18 protein-coding genes are annotated in these 19,277 nt (G+C 71.9%); 7 read left to right on the forward strand and 11 right to left on the reverse strand.

Going from position 1 to position 19,277, the window contains the following annotated elements; translation table 11 throughout:
• Window positions 1-41 precede the first annotated feature (41 nt).
• Window positions 42-2,027 carry a cytochrome c oxidase assembly protein gene (locus tag EDF21_RS07530; protein WP_123570921.1) on the forward strand — a complete coding sequence of 662 codons (1,986 nt, stop codon included), beginning with the start codon at window positions 42-44 and terminating at the stop codon, window positions 2,025-2,027.
• 149 nt (window positions 2,028-2,176) lie between these two features.
• Here the strand turns inward: EDF21_RS07530 and EDF21_RS07535 are convergent, their stop codons facing one another.
• Both EDF21_RS07535 and EDF21_RS07540 read right to left on the reverse strand, forming a co-directional pair.
• Complete coding sequence (locus tag EDF21_RS07535) at window positions 2,177-3,211, reverse strand: LLM class flavin-dependent oxidoreductase (RefSeq protein ID WP_123571168.1); 1,035 nt, start codon at window positions 3,209-3,211, stop codon at window positions 2,177-2,179.
• An 87-nt stretch (window positions 3,212-3,298) separates the two neighbouring features.
• On the reverse strand, window positions 3,299-3,961 hold the full coding sequence (locus EDF21_RS07540) for an HD domain-containing protein (RefSeq protein ID WP_123570922.1): 663 nt from the start codon (window positions 3,959-3,961) through the stop codon (window positions 3,299-3,301).
• Window positions 3,962-4,188: 227 nt separating this feature from the next.
• Here EDF21_RS07540 and EDF21_RS07545 point away from each other — a divergent pair, with 227 nt between their 5' ends.
• Window positions 4,189-5,196: a GlxA family transcriptional regulator gene (locus EDF21_RS07545; RefSeq protein ID WP_123570923.1), complete on the forward strand. Its 1,008-nt coding sequence runs from the start codon at window positions 4,189-4,191 to the stop codon at window positions 5,194-5,196.
• An 81-nt stretch (window positions 5,197-5,277) separates the two neighbouring features.
• Here the strand turns inward: EDF21_RS07545 and EDF21_RS07550 are convergent, their stop codons facing one another.
• Entirely contained in the window at window positions 5,278-6,291 is a 1,014-nt protein-coding gene (locus EDF21_RS07550) for a hypothetical protein (RefSeq protein ID WP_148053657.1), read from the reverse strand.
• Between the two features lie 103 nt (window positions 6,292-6,394).
• On the opposite strand from EDF21_RS07550, the gene EDF21_RS07555 reads away from it, so the two are divergent.
• Complete coding sequence (locus EDF21_RS07555; protein WP_233568441.1) at window positions 6,395-7,729, forward strand: ATP-dependent RecD-like DNA helicase; 1,335 nt, start codon at window positions 6,395-6,397, stop codon at window positions 7,727-7,729.
• A gap of 51 nt (window positions 7,730-7,780) precedes the next feature.
• Here EDF21_RS07555 and EDF21_RS07560 read toward each other — a convergent pair whose 3' ends face one another.
• Both EDF21_RS07560 and EDF21_RS07565 read right to left on the reverse strand, forming a co-directional pair.
• Window positions 7,781-8,425 (reverse strand): heme oxygenase (biliverdin-producing), encoded by a 645-nt coding sequence (locus EDF21_RS07560; protein WP_123570925.1) that lies wholly within the window; start codon window positions 8,423-8,425, stop codon window positions 7,781-7,783.
• A 143-nt stretch (window positions 8,426-8,568) separates the two neighbouring features.
• Complete coding sequence (locus tag EDF21_RS07565; RefSeq protein ID WP_056049797.1) at window positions 8,569-9,021, reverse strand: DUF4383 domain-containing protein; 453 nt, start codon at window positions 9,019-9,021, stop codon at window positions 8,569-8,571.
• A 287-nt stretch (window positions 9,022-9,308) separates the two neighbouring features.
• Here EDF21_RS07565 and EDF21_RS07575 point away from each other — a divergent pair, with 287 nt between their 5' ends.
• Complete coding sequence (locus EDF21_RS07575) at window positions 9,309-10,238, forward strand: diacylglycerol kinase family protein (protein WP_123570926.1); 930 nt, start codon at window positions 9,309-9,311, stop codon at window positions 10,236-10,238.
• A gap of 66 nt (window positions 10,239-10,304) precedes the next feature.
• On the opposite strand, the gene EDF21_RS07580 is transcribed toward EDF21_RS07575, so the two are convergent.
• Entirely contained in the window at window positions 10,305-11,264 is a 960-nt protein-coding gene (locus tag EDF21_RS07580) for a helix-turn-helix domain-containing protein (protein ID WP_056049799.1), read from the reverse strand.
• 118 nt (window positions 11,265-11,382) lie between these two features.
• Here EDF21_RS07580 and EDF21_RS07585 point away from each other — a divergent pair, with 118 nt between their 5' ends.
• Window positions 11,383-11,865, forward strand: a complete 483-nt coding sequence (locus EDF21_RS07585) for a glutathione peroxidase (protein ID WP_056049801.1) — start codon at window positions 11,383-11,385, stop codon at window positions 11,863-11,865.
• 19 nt (window positions 11,866-11,884) lie between these two features.
• On the opposite strand, the gene EDF21_RS07590 is transcribed toward EDF21_RS07585, so the two are convergent.
• Together EDF21_RS07590 and EDF21_RS07595 are read right to left on the reverse strand one after the other, a co-directional pair.
• A complete protein-coding gene (locus EDF21_RS07590) occupies window positions 11,885-13,363 on the reverse strand; it encodes a signal peptidase I (RefSeq protein ID WP_123570928.1) in 1,479 nt (492 codons plus the stop codon).
• 117 nt (window positions 13,364-13,480) lie between these two features.
• Window positions 13,481-14,080: a hypothetical protein gene (locus tag EDF21_RS07595; protein WP_056049806.1), complete on the reverse strand. Its 600-nt coding sequence runs from the start codon at window positions 14,078-14,080 to the stop codon at window positions 13,481-13,483.
• Window positions 14,081-14,356: 276 nt separating this feature from the next.
• Here EDF21_RS07595 and EDF21_RS07600 point away from each other — a divergent pair, with 276 nt between their 5' ends.
• Window positions 14,357-14,893 (forward strand): MarR family winged helix-turn-helix transcriptional regulator, encoded by a 537-nt coding sequence (locus EDF21_RS07600; protein ID WP_158612878.1) that lies wholly within the window; start codon window positions 14,357-14,359, stop codon window positions 14,891-14,893.
• A 34-nt stretch (window positions 14,894-14,927) separates the two neighbouring features.
• Here the strand turns inward: EDF21_RS07600 and EDF21_RS07605 are convergent, their stop codons facing one another.
• From EDF21_RS07605 to EDF21_RS07615, 3 genes are read right to left on the reverse strand one after another with little or no spacing between them, the layout of a single operon-like run.
• Window positions 14,928-15,767, reverse strand: coding sequence for a hypothetical protein (locus EDF21_RS07605; protein ID WP_233568418.1), 840 nt, complete (start codon window positions 15,765-15,767; stop codon window positions 14,928-14,930).
• A complete protein-coding gene (locus EDF21_RS07610; RefSeq protein WP_233568419.1) occupies window positions 15,764-16,930 on the reverse strand; it encodes a DNA adenine methylase in 1,167 nt (388 codons plus the stop codon). The genes EDF21_RS07605 and EDF21_RS07610 overlap by 4 nt, the downstream gene beginning before the upstream one ends.
• A gap of 19 nt (window positions 16,931-16,949) precedes the next feature.
• A complete protein-coding gene (locus tag EDF21_RS07615; protein ID WP_082460653.1) occupies window positions 16,950-18,401 on the reverse strand; it encodes a GAF domain-containing serine/threonine-protein kinase in 1,452 nt (483 codons plus the stop codon).
• Between the two features lie 200 nt (window positions 18,402-18,601).
• On the opposite strand from EDF21_RS07615, the gene EDF21_RS07620 reads away from it, so the two are divergent.
• Complete coding sequence (locus tag EDF21_RS07620) at window positions 18,602-19,252, forward strand: NADPH-dependent F420 reductase (protein WP_056049913.1); 651 nt, start codon at window positions 18,602-18,604, stop codon at window positions 19,250-19,252.
• The last annotated feature ends 25 nt before the right edge of the window (window positions 19,253-19,277 follow it).

Here is a 19,277-nt window from a genome sequence, read left to right on the forward strand (position 1 = left end):
CGCACCCGTTCACCAGGCGATCCGACTTACCCTGGTAGACGATGCCCAGACTCGCCCGCACCACGGCGCCCGCACTGCTCGTGCTGGTGGCGTTCGCGTCCCTCCTCGCCGCTCTGAAGTTCGGCGGGGCGGCCGACGCGCCCCTCGTCGTCGACCCCGGCGAGGTCGTACGCTACGGGCTGCCCATGGCCAAGATGCTGGGCAACGTCGGCGCGGCCCTCACCATCGGCACGCTCTTCCTGACCTGCTTCGCACTCACCCGACGCGAAGCGGAGTACGACCGCGCCATGGACGTCGCCGCCGCCGCGGCAGGGTTCTGGGCCGTCGCCTCGGCGATCACCACCTTCTTCACCTTCCTCAGCGTCGCCAACGTGCCGGTCACCTTCGACGACCAGTTCGGGCGGACGCTCGCGTTCTTCCTGACGAACACCGAGCTCGGCATCGCCTGGCTGATCACGACGCTGATCGCGGCGACCGTCACGGTGCTCTGCTTCATCGTCCGCAACATCTGGTTGATCGTCGCCGTCACGGTGCTCGCCGCCGGTGGGCTCATCCCCATCGCCGAGCAGGGCCACGCGGCCGGCACGAGTGGCCACGACGCCGCCGTCACCGACCTCGCCCTGCACCTGGTCGGGGCGTCGGTCTGGCTGGGCGGCCTGCTCGCCATCGTGCTGCTGCGCGGGCACCTCTCGAGCGGGCGGCTGGCGATCGTGCTCGCGCGCTACTCGAGCGTGGCGATCGTCTGCTTCGTGGTCGTCGCGGTGTCGGGCATCGGCAGCGCCGCCATCCGCATCGGCGACTGGTCGGCCCTGACGTCGGGCTACGGCGTGCTCGTGCTCGTCAAGACGTTCGCCCTCGTCGCGCTGGGGTTGTTCGGCGTCGTGCAACGGCGCTGGCTCGTCGGCCGCCTCACGACCCACCCCAAGGCGACGACGAAGGCCTTCTGGTGGTTCGTCACCGCCGAGCTCGCGTTCATGGGGCTCGCCTCCGGCGTCGCCGCCGCACTCGCCCGGACGGCCACCCCGGTCGAGCAGGTCGCCGCAGCCGACCTGGCCGACCCGACCCCCGCGGTCATCCTCACCGAAGAGGCGCTGCCACCCGAGTTGACTCCACTGCGCTACCTCACCGAATGGAACGTCGACCTGCTCTGGGGGCTGCTCTGCGCCTTCGGCGTCTTCTTCTACCTGGCCGGCGTCGTGCGCCTGCACCGCCGCGGCGACCGCTGGCCGGTCGGCCGCACCGTGTCGTGGGTGGCGGGCCTGGTCGTGTTGTTCTACATCACGTGCGGCGCCCCGAACGTGTACGAGGAGTACCTCTTCAGCACCCACATGCTCGCGCACATGGCACTGGGAATGCTCGTGCCCGTGCTGCTCGTGCCGGGCGCGCCCGTGACGCTCGCGTTGCGCACCATCAAGAAGCGCAGCGACGGCACCCGCGGCGGCCGCGAGTGGATCATGATCCTGGTGCACTCCCGGTTCGCGACCTTCGTCAGCAACCCGATCATCTCGGCGGTGCTGTTCGCGGGCTCGCTGTGGGCTTTCTACTACACGCCGTTGTTCAGCTGGGCGACGACCACGCACATCGGCCACTACTGGATGATCGTGCACTTCCTGATCACCGGCTACCTCTTCGTGCAGTCGATGATCGGCATCGACCCCGTCAAGGGTCGACTGCCCTACCCCGCCCGACTCGTCGTGCTGCTCGGGACCATGGCGTTCCACGCGTTCTTCGGCCTGGGCATCATGAGTGCTACCGGGCTCTTCCTCGCCGACTGGTACGGCGCCATGGGGCGCACCTGGGGCCCGACGCCGATGCAGGACCAGTACGTGGCCGGCGGCATCGCCTGGAGCGTCGGCGAGATCCCCACGATCGTCATGGCCATCGCCGTCGCCATCATGTGGAGCCGCAGCGACGGCCGAGAAGCCGTCCGCAAGGACCGCCAGGCCGAGCGCGACGACGACGCCGAGCTCCGGGCGTACAACGAACAGCTCGAGGCGCTGTCCCACCAGCGCGAGCGCACCCGCTGACGCGAGCCGTGAGCCGCGGGCCGCGAGCCGTGAAACAGCAACGCACCGTGTTTCGTGCAGGGCACCGCGACTAGTCGGGGTGCGGTGCACGAAACGCGGTGCGCTGGTCGGGGTCGTCGGGCACGAGCCCCGAGGAGGCGCGGGTCGCGTCAGGCGAGCATCTCGCGCACCAGCGGGACGACCTTCGTGCCGTACAGCTCGATGCTGCGCATCATGAGCTCGTGCGGCAGGCGGCCCATGCTGTACCGCATGTCGAAACGCGTCGCGCCGAGCAGGCGCATGTTCTGCGCGATCTTCGTGGCGACGGTCTCGGGCGAGCCCACGTAGAGCGCGCCGGTCGAGCTGGCGCTGGCCTCGTACTGCGCGCGGCTGTAGGGGGGCCAGCCGCGTTCGCGACCGAGCTGGTTCGTCTGCTCCTCTTGGTAGGGGAACAGCGCCTCCTTGGCTTCGGCATCGGTCTCGGCCACGAAACCGGGCGAGTGCATCGCGATCGGCTGGGAGTCGTGGCCGAACTCGCCGAGGGCGCGTCGGTAGAGGTCGGCGTACGGCGCGAACTGCGCCGGCTGGCCTCCGATGATCGCGAGGAAGAGCGGGAAACCGTAGTGTGCGGCCCGGATGACCGACTGCGGCGATCCGCCGACGCCGACCCAGGTGCGGATCGAGCCGCCTTCGGTCTTGGGGTAGACCTCTTGCGCGTCGAGGCCGGCGCGGACGGTGCCCGACCAGGTCGTCGGGCCCTCCTTCAGCAGCTCGGCGAAGAGTTGGATCTTCTCCTCGAAGAGCACCTCGTAGTCCTGCAGGTCGAGGCCGAAGAGCGGGAACGACTCGGTGAACGAGCCGCGGCCCAGGATGACCTCGGCACGGCCGTTCGAGATCGCGTCGACCGTGGCGAAGCGCTGGAACACGCGCACGGGATCGTCCGAGCTGAGGACGGTGACGGCCGAGCCCAGGCGGATGGTCTTCGTGCGGGCGGCGATCGCGGCGAGCACGACCTCGGGGGCCGAGACGGCGAAGTCCTTGCGGTGGTGCTCGCCGACGCCGATGAAGTCGAGACCGACCTCGTCGGCCAGGACGGCCTGGTCGACCAGGTTGCGGATGGCCTGGGCGTGCGTGACGGGGCTGCCACCGAGGCGGTCGGTGATGTCGCCGAAGGTGTCGAGGCCGAACTCGAGGGGGTGTGCCATGCGGATGCTCTCCTGATTCATACGTTCGCATCATTCTAACCGATGGAGCGCGATCGTGGGAGGGGCCCGGGCGTGTCGACACCGGGGTCAGAGGCGGTCGAGCGGGTTCGCGGCGATCCGGTCGCGCATGCCGCCCCGGATCGTGCGGGCGGCCTCGGAGCCGGGCTTCCGGTGCGCCTGCGTCGACATCAGCCCGCCGAACTCGGCACCGAACCCGTCGCGGGGCAGCCGCTCGACCAGGGCGGCGACCAGCTCGGCCGGCCAGTCCTCACCGCCCACCCCCGACACGTCGAGGCTCGTCGCCCGCTCGAGCAGGTGACCCTCGACGTCGAGGTCGGCCGAGACCGCGGGCCACATGTGCCGCACGATGACGTCCGCCAGCCGCTGTGCGCGTGCGGCCGACCAGCCCGCCCCCGCGGCGAACACCCGGGCGACCTCGCCCCCCGCTCTCTCGAACGGCTCGGTGTGGCTGTCGAACGGCGACGCCAGCCCGACGTCGTGCAGGGCCGCCGCGACGAACAGCAGCTCGTGGTCGAAGGCCAGCCCCTCGCGTCGCCCGAGGTCGACGGCGAGCGCCGCCGAGCGACGGCTGTGCGCGAGCAGGGCCACGCTCGACACGGCGGCGGCGGCCCCGAGGGCCCGGGCGGCGACGAGCGAAGGAGGTGCGAGCAGCTCGTCGAGGACGGCGGCGGTCGATCGCGGCTCGGGCGTCGGGCGGGGCTCGGGCGTCGGGCGGGGCTCGGTGGGCATGGCAGGAACCCTACGGGTGGACAGGTCCTGCCACGAGTGGCAGTGTTGCCACCACCCGTCGACATTCCGCCACCCCGGCCTCCCGCGACACCGCCAGCCGGCCACCCGCCAGCCCGCCAGCCCGCCAGCCCGCCAGCCCGCCACGATGTGATCACCACGCCACGAGAAAAGATGGCGCTGTGACCACTTCGTGGCGGCGTGCGGCTCGACCCACCCCAGGAGCCCCGATGCCCCCGTTCCGCACCGTCGCCACGATCGTCGCCGACGGCGTCGCGCCGTTCGAGTTCGGCGTGCTCTGCGAGGTGTTCGGCCTCGACCGGACCGACGAGGGCGCGCCTCCGTTCGAGCACCGCATCGTGACCGAGCACCCGGGGCTCGTCCGCACGAACCAGGGCTTCTCGATCACGGTCGACCTCGACCTGGGCGCCGCGTCCGACGCCGACGTCGTGTGCGTGCCGGCCCTGTGGACCCGTCCCGACCAGGCCGAGCTCGTCTCCCCGGCGGTGCGCGAGCTGCTCGTCGCGGCCGAGGCCCGGGGGGCGTGGTTGCTCAGCGTCTGCAGCGGGGCGTTCGTCCTGGCCGAGGCCGGGCTGCTCGACGGCCGCCGGGCGACGACGCACTGGCGGTACTCCGACGCCCTGCAGCGCGAACACCCCGCGATCGAGGTCGACGCCGACGTGCTCTTCGTCGAGGACCGCCGGATCATCACGAGCGCGGGCACGGCCGCCGGCATCGACGCCTGCCTGCACCTCGTCCGCCGCGAGCACGGCGCCGCCGCGGCGAACGTGATCGCCCGCCGGATGGTCGTGCCGCCGCACCGCGACGGCGGTCAGAGCCAGTTCATCAAGACGCCCCTCCCGGTCGAGGTCGACGACTCGCTCGCGCCCCTGACCGACTGGATGCTCGGACACCTCCGCGACGACCTGAGCATCGAGGGGTTGGCCGCGAGGGCGCACATGTCGCCGCGCACCTTCGCCCGACGGTTCAAGGCCGAGCTGGGGGCGACGCCGGGGGCGTGGCTCACCCGCCAGCGCCTCCTGCGGTCGCAGGAGCTGCTCGAGGCGACGGGGCTCGGCATCGACGCGATCGCCGACGAGGTCGGCTTCGGTTCGGCAGCCGTCCTGCGACACCACTTCGCCCGCGTCCTCGGCACCACCCCGCGGGCCTACCGAGCGACCTTCGGCGGCGTCGACGACCTGCGCGACCTCGAGCGGGCCGGGGCAGCCACCGCCTGAGCGGGACCGTCCTCGACGGGCCGACCCGCGCTCCCCGCGTCCGGTCGACCCCGGGTGGCTACCGGGCGGCCACGGGCGGGCCTAGTCGAACGTCAGCTCGTCGGACGTGCTGATGCGCATCAGGTACGTGACGGTGAACGGGACGTCCTCGTCGATCGTGTAGCGCTTCCCGTCGAAGAGCGACTGGGCCCCGACGACGAGGTGCGCGGTGCCGGCCACTCCGGGCACCTGCCACTGACCCGACGGGCCGGGCACGATCGAGACGACGGGGTGGACGGGCACGGTCCACGTCGGGTCGTCGGTGACCCGGTCGTCGACCTGGCGGCCGAAGGGGCACCCGGCCGGCAGCAGCACCTGCTGCGGGACGCACTGCTCGTCGAGCTGCTGGTCGACCATGTCCTGCACGGCCTCGACGAACGCGTCCCGGGGCTGCACCTCGATCGACACCCCCGACGTCGCCCCCACGCTGAGCACGTCGGCCTCGACGGTCGGCGCCTCGAGGTAGCGCGACGCATGGTCGAGCTCGAACCGCGAGGGGGCGAGCACCGTGAACCGGGTCGCGACGTCGGGGGCGTCGGTCGTGACGTCGCGGCCGTCCACCGTGAAGCGGGAGTCGTGCTGGGGCGTCACGTCGAGCTGCGCGGTGGGTGCCTGCACGAAGCGCCAGGCGTGGAACAGCCCGAACCGGGTGCCGGCCCGCTGGACGACGAACTGCGACTGCGCGGGCGCCTCGGCCGTGGCCGACGTGCCCTGCATCGAGTACGAGAGCGTGATCGCGTGCGTGTCGTCGCCGAGGTCGACGTCGCCCACCTCGGTCACGTCGTCGACGCCGCCGAGCGAGGGCACCTCGAGCAGGGCGTCGGCCAGCTGGTCGGTCGGCGTGACGCCGGCGAGGGTCAACGCGCTCGACGTGTCGCCGCGGTCGACCGCCGCCACGTAGCCGCGGACGAAACCGGCGCCGCTGTAGACGGTGGCGTTCAGGGCCACGACGGTGACCCAGAAACCGATCAGCACGAAGAGCAGCGCTCCGCCCCAGATCGCGACGAAGGGCCAGCCGAGCGGTGGGCGCGTCTCCTCCCCCACAGACGACGACATGACGACAACAATAGGAGGCGCGGGTCACGAAGAACCGAGCGTCACGCCCGTCACGGGTAGATTGGTGGCCTCCCCCGCCCCCTCCCGAAAGGTGCTCGTCGTCGTGAGCGTGGCCCTCTCCGCCGAACAGCAGGCGCTGTACGACGCGATCGAGAACACCCGCGAGCACATCTTCGTCACGGGTCGGGCCGGCACGGGCAAGTCGACCCTGCTGAACCACCTGTCGTGGAACACCTCGAAGCAGATCGTCATCTGCGCCCCCACGGGCGTCGCCGCCCTCAACGTCGGCGGCCAGACGATCCACTCGCTGTTCCGCCTCTCGGTGGGGCTCATCGCCGACCACGACATCGAGCAGAACGCCGAGCTGCGCAAGCTGCTGAACACCATCGACACCCTCGTCATCGACGAGGTCTCGATGGTCAACGCCGACCTGATGGACGCCATCGACCGCTCGCTGCGGCAGGCCCGGCAGCGCAAGCACGAGCCGTTCGGCGGCGTCCAGGTCGTGCTGTTCGGCGACCCGTACCAGCTGCCGCCGGTGCCGGGCGACGCCGAAGAGCGCGAGTACTTCCGCGACAACTACCGCTCGATGTGGTTCTTCGACGCCAAGGTCTGGGCCGAGGCGAGCCTGCGCATCTACGAGCTGGCCTTCATCCACCGCCAGACCGAGGGCGACTTCAAAGAGATGCTCAACGCCGTGCGGCACGGTCGGGTCACGGCCGAGATCGCCGGGGCCCTCAACGGCGCCGGGGCACGACCCGTTCCGACCGACGGCGGGGCCATCACCCTGGCCACGCGCAACGACACCGTCAACCGCATCAACAAGGTCGAGCTCGATCGCCTGTCGGGCAAGGTGATGACCGCCAAGGCCGAGGTCAGCGGCGAGTTCGGCGGCCGGGCCTACCCGGCCGACGAGGCCCTCGAGCTCAAGGTCGGGGCCCGGGTGATGTTCCTCCGCAACGACTCCGAGCAACGCTGGGTGAACGGCACGACGGGCGTCGTCACCCGGGTGCGCGACACGGTCTTCGTCGAGGTCGACGGCGAGGTCCACGAGGTGCAGCCCGTCGTGTGGGAGAAGCACAAGTACTCGTACTCGGCGACCACCAAGCAGCTCAAGAAGGACGTCGTGGCCGAGTTCACGCAGTTCCCGCTGCGCCTCGCCTGGGCCGTCACGATCCACAAGTCCCAGGGCAAGACCTACGACCGGGCCATCGTCGACCTCGGCTCACGGGTGTTCAGCGCGGGGCAGACCTACGTCGCCCTCAGCCGCATCACCTCGCTCGAGGGGCTGTACCTGTCGCGCCCGCTGCGACCGGCCGACATCATCGTCGACCTCGACGTGCGCCGCTTCATGAGCGAGGCGTCACGCGTGCCGGCCATCGAGGCCGCAGCCGACGCCGGCGTGGGCGACGACGCGACGACGGCCGCCACGGGCTGACGACCCGATCCGACCACGCGGTGGCCCGGGACCCACCCCGTCGGCGATCGGCTAGGCCGCGGCCTTCGCGGCGGCGAGGTCGGCGAACAGTTCGGTGCTGAAGCGGTACGCGGCGCACACCTCGTCGAGCACGTGCTCGCGCTCGTCGGCCGACCAGGCGACGGCGTCGAGCTGGCGGCGGTAGGTCGTCTTGAACGACTTCGGCTCGGCGATCTCGGCGAACAGGAAGAACCCGACGCCGTTCGTGTCGAATCCGAACCGACGCTGCAGGATGCTGCGGATCAGGTGCCCGCCCGACAGGTCACCGAGGCAGCGCGTGTAGTGGTGCGCGATGAAGCCACCGGCCCAGGCCGACGCCTGCTCGATCCGATCGACGTACGCCCGCGTGGTCGGCAGCGGTGAGATCCGGGCCCGCCAGTCGGCACCGAGCAGGAACGCCAGGTCGGCCTCGATGGCCGGCAACCGGGTCAGCCCCGGCGCGAGGAACGGAGCCACCACCGCGTCGCCGGACCACCCCGCGGCGGCGTCCTCGAGGGCGGCGTAGACGAAGTAGTGCTGAGCGAGCAGCTGCACGTAGTCGTCCCGCGTGCCCCGGCCGATCAGCAGGTCGGTCATGAACGAGCAGCCGACGTCGGCGGGGACCCGCTCGGCCGTGCGCTCCCGCACCGCCTCGGAGAAGGGGATGACGACGGTCATGGTGCGCACCTCCTGGGTCACCTGGGTTAGGTGACCCTAACCCTAGCCAGGGAGGCGCGGCGCCGGTAGCCCCCGGGGCCGATCCCGGCGGACGTGCAGCCGGATCGCAGCCCGTCGAGAGGTGCGGCGCCCTGCGGCAGGGGTCAGCGGCGGCGGCGCTCGGCCCCCACGGCGGTCGCGAGCAGCAGCAGGCCGCCGACGAGGTGCGTGACGTTGTCGCCGAGGTTGAAGGCCAGGAAGTTGACGTCGGTGCCCTCGAGGAAGAAGCCGGCGACGCCGAAGACCACGAAGATCAGGCCGATCCAGGTGTTGATGTACCGCGCGCTCGCTCGCGACGACGCGCCGGCGATGATCAGCGCGGCACCGGCCAGCACCCAGACGACGACCAGCGCGGGGTTGAGGTTCCAGACGAACCAGAGCGACGCGCCCTGCGTGGAGAAGAACGTGCCCATGTCCTCGACGAGGAACCCGATGGCGCCGAGCAGGAGGAACACCGTGCCGACGAACAGGCCGGCCCCGCGGTTGGGCGACTCGCGGATGGTCGGCTCGTAGGGGGCCGGGGTCGCGGTCGTCGTGGTGCCGTGGGTGCTGCTCATGGTGAAGATGCCTCTCGTCCGTGGGTCAGCGTCCAGTATGCCCGCCGTGCGACGCACCCGCCTCGGCGTCACACCCCCGGGCCGGCGTGACACCCCGGGAACGCGGGGTGTCGCGCCGGAACAGGGGTGTCACGCGGCCCGCGGGGCGCGGGGGGGGGGGGGGGGGGGGGGGGGGGGGGGGGGGGGGGGGGGGGGGGCGCGCCCCCCCCCCCCCCCCCCCCCCCCCCCCCCCCCCCGCGCCCCCCCCCCCCCCCCGCGCGGGGCGCGGGGCTGGCAAGATCGACGCCATGACCCCGACGCCCCTCCGCCTGGTCGTGGCGATCAACCCCGGCGCCTCCGCCGGCGGCCGGAAGCACCTCGCCGACGGGGTGCTCGCCGGGCTCCGCGGTGCCGGCCACACGGTCGTGCCGCTCACCGAGTCCAGCTACGACGACCTCGTGGCCGCCGCCCGTCGCGAGCTCGACCCCGACCACGGCGAGCGTCCCGACGCCCTGATCGTCGTCGGCGGCGACGGCATGGTGAACCTCGGGGCCAACCTCGTCGCGGGCACCGACGTGCCGCTGGGACTGGTGCCGACCGGCACCGGCAACGACACGGCCCGGGCGTTCGGGCTGCCCCACGACGACGCCGAGGCGGCCACGCGCCTCCTGGTCCGACTGCTCGAGGGCGAGCCGACCACGATCGACGCCGGACGCGTGCTGCAGGCCGACGGCCGGGCCACCTGGTTCGCCTGCATGGTCTCGGCCGGTTTCGACGCCGTCGTGAACGAGCGGGCCAACCGGCTGAGCTGGCCGAAGGGGCGCCGCCGCTACGACGTCGCGCTCGCCATCGAGCTGGTGCGCCTGCCGCGCATCTCGTACCGCCTCGAGCTCGACGGGGTCGCCTCGACGGTCGAGGGCACCCTGATCTCGGTCGGCAACGGCCAGTCGCTCGGCGGCGGCATGAAGGTCACGCCCGACGCCGTGCTCGACGACGGGCTGCTCGACGTGCTCGTGGTGGAGCGGCTGACGCGCTGGCAGTTCGTCCGGCTGTTCCCGAGCGTGTTCCGCGGCACCCACCTGAGCCACCCGAACGTGACCGTGCAGCGCGTGCGTCGGTGCGTGATCGAGGCCGACGGGGTCGCCGCCTACGCGGACGGCGAGCGCGTCGGGCCGCTGCCCGTCACGGTCGAGGTCGTCCCGGGCGCCCTGCGCGTCTTCGCCGCACCCGGTCGCTGACCGCCGGCTCGAGCCGGGAGGCGCGCTCGGCGGCGAGGCGGCCGCACGCTCCGGGCACCCCCGACCTCAGCCGCGGTGCAGCGTCTCGCGGGGGTACTCGCCGAACCGCTGCTGGTACGCGGCCGAGAACCGGCCGAGGTGGGCGAAGGCCCAGTGTCGGGCGACGTCGGCGACGGTCGTGGCGTCCGGGGCGGCCGCCCGCAGCGCGTCGTGCACGCGCTCGAGGCGGATCTCGCGCAGGTAGGCCGTGGGCGTGGTGTCGAGGTGACGACTGAACGCCTGTTGCAGCCCGCGCGGGGTGAGCCCGGCCTCCCGGGCGATGTCCACGGCCGAGATCGGCAGGTGGGCGCTGGCGTGCATGTATTCGACGGCGAGGCGGAGGCTCGCGTTGCGCGGTGCCAGCAACGCCGCGGGCATCTGGCTCGAGGTGTGGGCGAAGGTGTCGAGCAGGGCCACCGCGGCCATCCGGGCCATCTCGGTGCGCATCAGGTCGCTGGGCTCGCCCGAGCCCAGGTAGGCGCGTCCGATCAGACGGACCGTGGCGTGCCAGGCCTGCATCGCGGCGGACGAGACGGGGGCGGCGTGGTCGAAGCGGAGCGTGCCGGGCATGATGCCGTGCTGCTCGGCCGCGACCTCGTCGACGACCGACTTGGAGAGGTGGAGCAGGCTCTGGTTGACGTCCTCGGTGGTGAACTCGAAGTCCCGCCCCTCGGGGAAGAGGATCGGTCGCCCGACGGCTCCGGCCACCTCGTCGCGACCGTTGTCGATCGTGGAACGCCCGTCGAGCAGCCAGTGGACGACGTGCTCGTCACCCGCGGCCGCCTGCCCGTCGACGCGACCCATGAACATCGTCGACCGCAGGGTCATCGCCCCGTCGCCGACGATGGTGTGGCGGAACGAGAAAGGGGCCTCGGTGGGAGCGACGCGGAAACCCCGGCCGTTGTACCCGGCCTGCAGGATGTCGACCGCCTCGTCGAGATCGCGCCCCCGCGCGTCGAAGCGCATCTTGTCGTCGCGGGCAGCCATCTCAGCGAATTGTTGCACGCGCTCCAAACCCCGCACCAGTCGATCCCAGGGGGGTTGACAGTCGCTCGGCGACGTGCCTGAGGGCCGGCTCGCAGCGGGCGGGCCTACGGTCGGACCCATGACGCTCGACGACATCACCCTGACCACGATCCGCGGCGAGTCCACCACGTTCGGCGCCTACGCCGACAAGGTCGTGATGGTCGTGAACGTGGCCTCCCGCTGTGGCCTCGCGCCACAGTACGAGAAGCTCGAGGCGCTGCAGAAGCAGTACGGCGAGCAGGGCTTCACGGTGCTGGGCTTCCCCAGCAACCAGTTCTTCCAGGAGCTCTCGAGCGGCGAGGCCATCGAGGAGTACTGCTCGGCGACCTGGGGCGTGACCTTCCCGATGATGGAGAAGGTCAAGGTGAACGGCCGGGGTGAGCACCCGCTCTACACCGAGCTGAAGAAGGCCACCGATGCCGACGGCAAGGCCGGCCGCGTCAAGTGGAACTTCGAGAAGTTCGTGATCACGCCCGGCGGCGCCGTGCACCGCTTCCGTCCCACGACCGAGCCCGACGCCCCCGAGGTCGTCGCGGTGATCGAGGAGGCGCTGGCCGGCTGAGCAGACCCGCTGCGGTCGCTCAGTGGCCGGCCGCGTACCGGGCCTGCACGGCCGAGGCGCTCTGGGCCGAGTTGTTGTAGATCGTCGTGCCGTCGACCGAGCCGACGAAGTAGCCGTTGGTCGGAGCCGACGGCAGCCCGCTGAGCGGGGCGTAGCCGACCCGCCAGTAACCGGTGGCCGTCTGCACGGTCTTGTTCGTGCTGTCGGTGACGACGGCGACGCCGTCGACGTAGACCACCGTGCTCGTGCCCGAGAGGGTGGCGACCACGTGGTGCCAGGCGCCGTCGTTGTACGAGGCGGGCGTCGTCGTCGCCTTGGTCGTGGTCGTGGTGGGGCGCACGCCGAGGACGATCTTGCCCGCCGTGGTCAGGTACAGCGCGCGGTCGGCGGTCGTGTTCGTGCCGGTCTGTGCCGTCGTGAAGGCGGCCAGGGTGCCCCCGGCCGTGCTGGTCGTGCGGAACCAGGTCTCGATCGTGAAGGCGGCCTGGCCGGTGAGGTTGACCGCGGTCGTGACCTGACCCGTGCCGTCGAGCTGCAGGTAGGGGCTCTGGTTGGTGGCGCACGAGCCGGCGACGAACGTCGCCCCGCCGCTCAGGGTGCCCACTCGGGCGAACGAGCTGCCGTCGGTGGTGGTCGTGCCGGACGTCTCGTTGTACGGGAAACCGTACGAGGTCTGCGAGTTGTAGGTGTCCTGCAGGCAGTCGTAGTTCCCGGCACCGAAGCTCGAGGTCGGGTTGGCGGTCGGGGCGGCGAACGCGGCGTGCGCGCCACCGGACACGACGAGGGTGAGTGCGAGACCGCCACCGATCGCTGCCAGGCCGATCGCGCCTCCTGCGGTCCTCAGGCGACGGAGGCGCCGCTCGCGACGACGCTGGACGCGGCGGCCGGCGGGGGCGGTCACCCGAGGCGACGCGGGACGCTCGTCACGCAGCAGGTACCGGTCGTTGCGGCTGAGCAGGACGACGAGGATCAGCAGTCCGCCGGTGACCAGCAGGTGGCCGTACTGGTGGGCCGCGGCCCAGACGAAGGGCGTTCCGACGTACGGCACGCGCAGGAACCCGACGCCGATGACGGCGCTGCGGTCGATCGGCGTCGAGTCGACGCTCGGGTTGGCGTCGCCCTTGGTGACGATCTGCCCGGCCTGGCCGTTGTCGTGGTAGCGGTGCAGCCGCAGGTGCCCGGCCTGGTCGGGGTCGTCGAAGAGGAGGACCTGACCGCGGTGCACGTCGGACGCCGCCACGGGCTTCGCGACGACGACGTCGCCGGGGTGGATGCGGGGCTCCATCGAGCCGGTCATCACGGTCGTGGGGCTCCAGCCGAGGGCGGCGGGGGCGGCCGCGTAGACCATCAGGCCGAGCAGCGAGTAGAGCACGACGCGTGACGCGGTGCCGAGGGCCAGGCGCGTCCAGTCGAGCCACGGACGAGAGGCACCCAGGGGCACGGTGATCGAGGCCGCGGCCGCGGTGGTGGGCCGCAGTTTCAGGTCGATCGTGCTCATGGGTGCCTCTACTCGGGGGGGGTGGTGCGGATGATGCGGTGTCGGGCCGCCTGGTGCGGTGGTGCGCGGTGCTGGTGCGGTGTCGCCGTGACGCGGGGGTCAGCCGCGGGACGGGCCTCAGCTGTTCTGGGCCTCCCAGGTGAGGCCGAGGCTCGCGGTGCCGCCCTGGGTCGTGTTGGGGGCGGTGTTCGAGACGGTGTAGGTCACCTGGTAGGTGCGGGTCTCGGACGCGGTGCCGGTGGGGGCCCAGGTGCCGACGCCGTTGGAGTAGTTGGTGTAGCTGGTGCCGAAGGCGGCCAGCGTGCCGTTGTAGAGGCTCGAGCCCGCCGAGAGCGGGGTGAAGCCGGTGCACGAGCCGAAGCCGCCGCCGGTGCCCTGCACGACGCTCAGCGTGATGTTCGACGCGAGGTTGTTGGTCGTGGCGGCGCCCGTCCCGTAGAGCTTGACGGCCGAGGCGAGCGAGCCCGTGCTGGTGACGGCGATGCAGTTGCTGCCGGTCTGGCCGGGCTTGAGGTTCGTGGCGGTGAAGAGCGCGGTGTTGCTGTCGTCGTCGGTCAGGGCGACGGTGCCGGCGGTCCAGTTGCTGGTGGGGTTGACCGTGGTCGACGAGAAGGCCGAGTACGACGCCGTCGAGACGACGATGCCCGAGGCGACGAGGGCGGCGGGGATGGCGATCCAGGCGGCGATGCGGGCGATGCGGGGCGTGGGACGGGACATGGTGTGCTCCAGGGCGAGAGGGGGGAAGGGGGGATGTCGGGGGCCACCCCGGCGAGGTGATTCAGGGGCTTCGCCGGTGAGAAGCTCACCTCCCGAACCGTTCCGGTTTCGAGTGGTCGTTGTTCTCAAGTGGTACGACAATCAAATTACTTGGACTCCGAGAGGCACGCAAGGCGAACCATGTCCCCAGTGGTGGGGGTGTCACGATCGTCGAGATTCTTGTTGACTGAGCCGGTGCCATGGACGGCACGCCCACACGCGTCACGGAGGACCCCCTTGCTCATCTCCCCACCCCGGGCCGACCCCGGCCTCACCCCCGGCCCCGGCCCTGGCCTCACGCCCGACCCCGGCCTCGCCCCCGGCGACCTCGGCCGCCTGCTCGACTCGTTCCGCCTGTTGATGCTGAACCACTCGCGGGTGCTCGACCACCAGGGCGACCTCTTCGGGCTGGGCGACACCGACATCCGGTTCCTCTTCTACGTGTGGGCCACCGGCGACCTGGTCACCCCGAAGCGGGCGGCCGAGCACCTCGACCTCTCGTCGGGTGCGATGACCAACCTCGTCGACCGCCTCGTCGACGCCGGGCACCTCGACCGGCGCCGCAACCCGGACGACCGCCGCAGCGTCATCGTCAGCCGCACGCCGCGCGGCGTCGAGGTCACGACGGCCATCGCGAGCGCCTACGCCGCCGCGTTCGCCGAGGTCGTGCCGGCGTCGCGACACGGTGCCCTCGCCGACACGCTGCTCGACCTCGGCCGGGCGTTCGACCGCCACGGGGTCGGCACGCGCGACGCGCCCCACGCCGCCGCCTGACCCGCCTGACCCGCCTCGGCTGCGGGCCGCGGGCCTAGGGGATGAGGCGGCGCAGGCGTGCGGCGTCGGCCAGGTCGACCCGGAAGCGGTCGAGCGTCGACAGCGTGTAGAGCCCGTCGATCTGCTGGTCGACCCAGAGCTGGTGGATGCGCTTGAGGTCGGCCTGACGGCTCTTCCAGCCGATGCCGTCGATCACGGCCATGACGGTCTGTCGGGGCAGCCGCACGTCGGCCATCTCCTCGATCTCGCGGACGGCGTCGGTCAGCTTCGAACCGGTCGAGTCGAACCCCTTCGCCGCGACCACGATGGCGGGCTCCTGCGCCGAGGGGATCACCAGGTCGCACGGCGCCGTGCGGTTCGCCCGGCCGGTGAACCGCGTCCGCGTGCCGCAGGCGAGTCCGAGGTCACGGGCGATGGCCTCGATCTCGTCCTCGAGCCGCCGACCCGACACCCCGGCGCGGATCGCCGACGCCCGGGTGCCGGCCCGGGCCGAGAGCAGGTCGCCGAAGTCGTACGTGCGGTGCCGCTGGGACGCGACGAGGCGGACGAGCTCGAACTCGTCGTCGAGGTGGGCGACCAGTTCGTCGGCCCGTCCCCGCGCGAGCGTCAGCCAGCTGGGGGTGTCGAAGGCGTGCCGCAGCGAGTTGCGCAGCTTCTCCTGCGACAGCCCGACGGCCAGGCCGAGGGCGGGCACCCACGCCGGGTGCTGCCGGGCCCACTCGGCGAGGTGGTCGCGGTCGACGACGGGCAGGTCGCCGAGGCTCGCGGCGGCCCGGCCGAGGTCGGTCGCCGCGGTCGACGGAGCGGTCGGGTCGACGTGCGGGGTCATGCGGCCGAGCGAGGCGACGTACTCGTCGAAGGTGGGGATCGTCACGGTCGGTCCCTCCCGACGAAGACGTACTCGGTGGCCGCGGTGCGGGTCGCCGCGCGGTGCGTGCCGAAGCTGTAGGTGTGGTCGACCACGCGCACCTCGACGTGCGGCTTGACCGTGCGCATCAGCTGCTCGATGCGCTCGCGGCTCGGCACGGCGTTCGACGAGTACGACAGCACGAGCGCCCCGGCGTCGGCGAACTGCTCGAAGGTGCGCACGAGGGCGTCGTCGACCGTGCGCGGGTAGGCGAACGGCGTGAACAGCTTGGCGATCTTCTTCGTCTTGGTCTCGGTCATGATCGTCTGCCCCCGCCAGTACACGGCCAGCCCCTGCAGGAAGTGGTACCGCTTCATGTAGTCCGCGTCGTCCCGAGGAGGCGCGTAGGGCGGATCGAGGTACACCAGGTCGGCGGGTGGTCGCCCGAGGTCGGCGACGTCGCCCTCGACGGCCTCGTGCGCGAGCCCGTCGTCGAACACGGTGGTGCCGTAGGCCCGGACGGCCGCCCGGAACTGCTCGGCCATGGTCAGCCGCAGGTCGCGGCGTCCGTCGTCGTAGCGCGCCCCGGTGAAGGTGAAGACACCCCGGGGCTGCTTGCGCGCCGCGGCCAGCACGAGGCCCGCGATCGCCAGGTCGCGCTCGGCACCGACGAGCCGGTCGACGTGCGACCAGGCCGAGTCGAGGAACGCCCGGTCGTCGGCCGAGAAGAACACGCCGTCGAAGGTGCGGCGGACGACGTCGCGGTCGTCCGCGGGCGGGCCGCAGATCTCGTCGACGAGCTCGTCGGACAGCGTCGTCGACCCGTTGACGACGGAGGCGCGGGCGATGACCGCGGGGAACGCCAGGAAGTCGTTGCTCACGACCTGGCGACCTTCCGCCTTCATCAGGTACGAGACGACGCCGGACCCGCTGAAGGCGTCGATCGCGGTCGAGGGCCGCACCGCGCCTCCTCGGCCTCCGGGTTCGCGGCTCGACACGGGCGCGACGCTCGAGAAGACGTCGTGCAGCACGGGCAGCAGCGCGTACTTCGAGCCCATGTAGCGCAGGCGGGGGAAGGCGGCGACGCGGGCGGGCACGGGGGCGGCCCCGGTCGCCGTGGCGGCCCCGGTCGCGGAGGACTGCCTCACGGTGGGCCGGCTCGCGGCGGAGGGCACGAGCTCGACGGTCACCGGGCAAGTCTGCCGCACGTCAGCGGTCGGACGGGCTCCGGGTGCGGGAGTCGAGGTCGACGCGCTCGGCGTGCGGGACGCTGCCGGTGGTCGTGCCGGCGATGCGCAGGCTCTCTTGTCGCAGCTCGAGCTGGGCGACGACGAGCGCCGCGAGGTCGGCGAGGTTGGCGACCTGCTCGTCACTGGCCGTGCCCGGCTCGCGACCGATCACCGAGAGGGTGCCGATCGTGTGGCCGTCGCGCCGGGTGAGGGGCACGCTGACGTAGAACCGCATGCCGAGCGGACCGGTGACCAGCGGGCTCGACGCCACGCGACGGTCGGTGGCGGCGTCCTCGATGACGAGCGGCTCGGACGAGTGGACGGCCCCGAGCGAGAGGTCGATGTGCCGGGCGATGTCGCCCACGGCGGGGTCGTAGTGGGTCGTGAACCACGTGCGGTCGTCGTCGATCACGGTCGCCAGGGCGATGGGCGCCGAGAACAGGCGGGCCGCCATGGCGGTGACGCGGTCGAGCGCCTCGTTGGGCAGGGTGTCGAGCACCTCGCTGTGGTCGAAGGGCTCGGTGTCGCCCCCGCGCATCGAGCCGTCGCCGGTCGACAGGTCGCCCACGGCGTCGCGGTGCTCGGTCGTCTCGGTGATGACCACGTCGCGCATCATCGCGACGAGCTCGGCCCGCGTCGGCCGCTCGGCGGGGTCCCGGCGGGTCATCGCCCGCAAGGCGTGACGCCAGTGCTCGGGCAGCGGGTCGGGCAGCACCGGGTCGCGCGACAGCCGGGCCACGGCCGACTCGACGAGCGACCCCGGGAACTCGCGTCGACGCGTGAAGCACTGCAGCAGCACGAGGCCGAGGCTGTAGACGTCGCTCGGGGGGCCGACCTGGCCGCCCACGGCCTGCTCGGGGCTGAGGTACGCCGCGGTGCCGGTGGTGACGCCCTCGGCGGTGAGCCGTTCGACGTCCTCGGTGAGGGCGATGCCGAAGTCGGCGAGCTTGGCCCGGGCGCGGGCCGCCTCGTGGTCGCCGTAGTCGACGAGCAGGATGTTCGACGGCTTGATGTCGCGGTGCACCACCGCGTGGCCGTGGATGTAGTCGAGCGCCTCGGCCATGTCGTAGCCGATCTCGGCGATGTGCCGCGGGGCGAGCGCGCCGTGCCGCAGACGGTCTTCGAGGTTGAGGCCGGCGATCAGCGGCATCACGAGGAAGCGTTGCGGACCGTTCGGCCCCTGCTCGACACCGGCGTCGAAGAGACCGACGAGGCCGTGGTGCTCGAGGCTCGACAGCACGCCGAGCTCGGCTTCTTGTCGGGCCGGGTCGACCATCGCACTGTGGAAGACCTTGATCGCGACGGTGCGGTTGAGGCTCTCGTCGACGGCCTTGTAGACGGTCGCCATGCCACCCCGGCCCACGACGGACTGCAGGCGGTAGCGCTCGGCGAGGACGCGATCGAGCGCGTCGTCCTGCTGTGGCGCGGCCATCGCCTCCCCCTCGTGACTGGTGTGGGGTCCATCCTGTCGCATGCGGGACCCCGAGGTGACGATGGCGCGGGTGACGATCGCATCACGACGGGGTCACGAGCACGACCCGTCGCCACGGGACGAGCCCTGCGGACCTTGCGATGCCCTGGGAGAAGGGCGTCGTCGGGAAGGCATCGAGCGGGCCGCCGGTTGAGTTGCTCATGACAACCTACGGAATCATCGGAGCAGGCAACATCGGCAGCCAGGTCGCCCGGGCGGTCATCGCCCACGGCCACGACGTCGTGATCAGCAACTCGCGCGGCCCCGAGACCCTGGCCGACCTCGTGGCCGACCTCGGCCCCAAGGCCCGGGCCGCCACGGCGACCGAGGCCGGCGAAGCGGGCGACGTCGTCGTCGTCACCGTCCCCCTCAAGAACGTCGACCAGGTGCCCGTCGAGCCGCTCGCGGGCAAGACCGTGATCGACACGAACAACTACTACTTCGAGCGCGACGGCCACATCACCGCGCTCGACGAGGGCACCGACACGACCGCCGAGATGCTGCAGCGCCACCTGCCCACCAGCACGGTCGTCAAGGGCTTCAACCACATCCCGGCCGACGACATCACGACCGACACCGCCCCGGCCGGCACCCCCGACCGCCGCGCGCTGGCCACGTCGAGCGACTCCCCCGAGGCCGTCGCCCTGATGACCGACCTCTACGACGAGCTCGGCTTCGACACCGTCGACGTCAGCCCGTTGTCCGAGAGCTGGCGCGTGGAGCGCGACCGCCCGGCCTACGTCGTCCGTCAGACGAAGGACGAGCTCGTCGCCAACCTGGCGAAGGCGAACCGGGTGCCGCAGGCCTCCTGACCCGGCCGGGCGGTGACGCCGCCCG

The organism is Frigoribacterium sp. PhB118 (assembly GCF_003751725.1).
GTDB lineage: Bacteria > Actinomycetota > Actinomycetes > Actinomycetales > Microbacteriaceae > Frigoribacterium.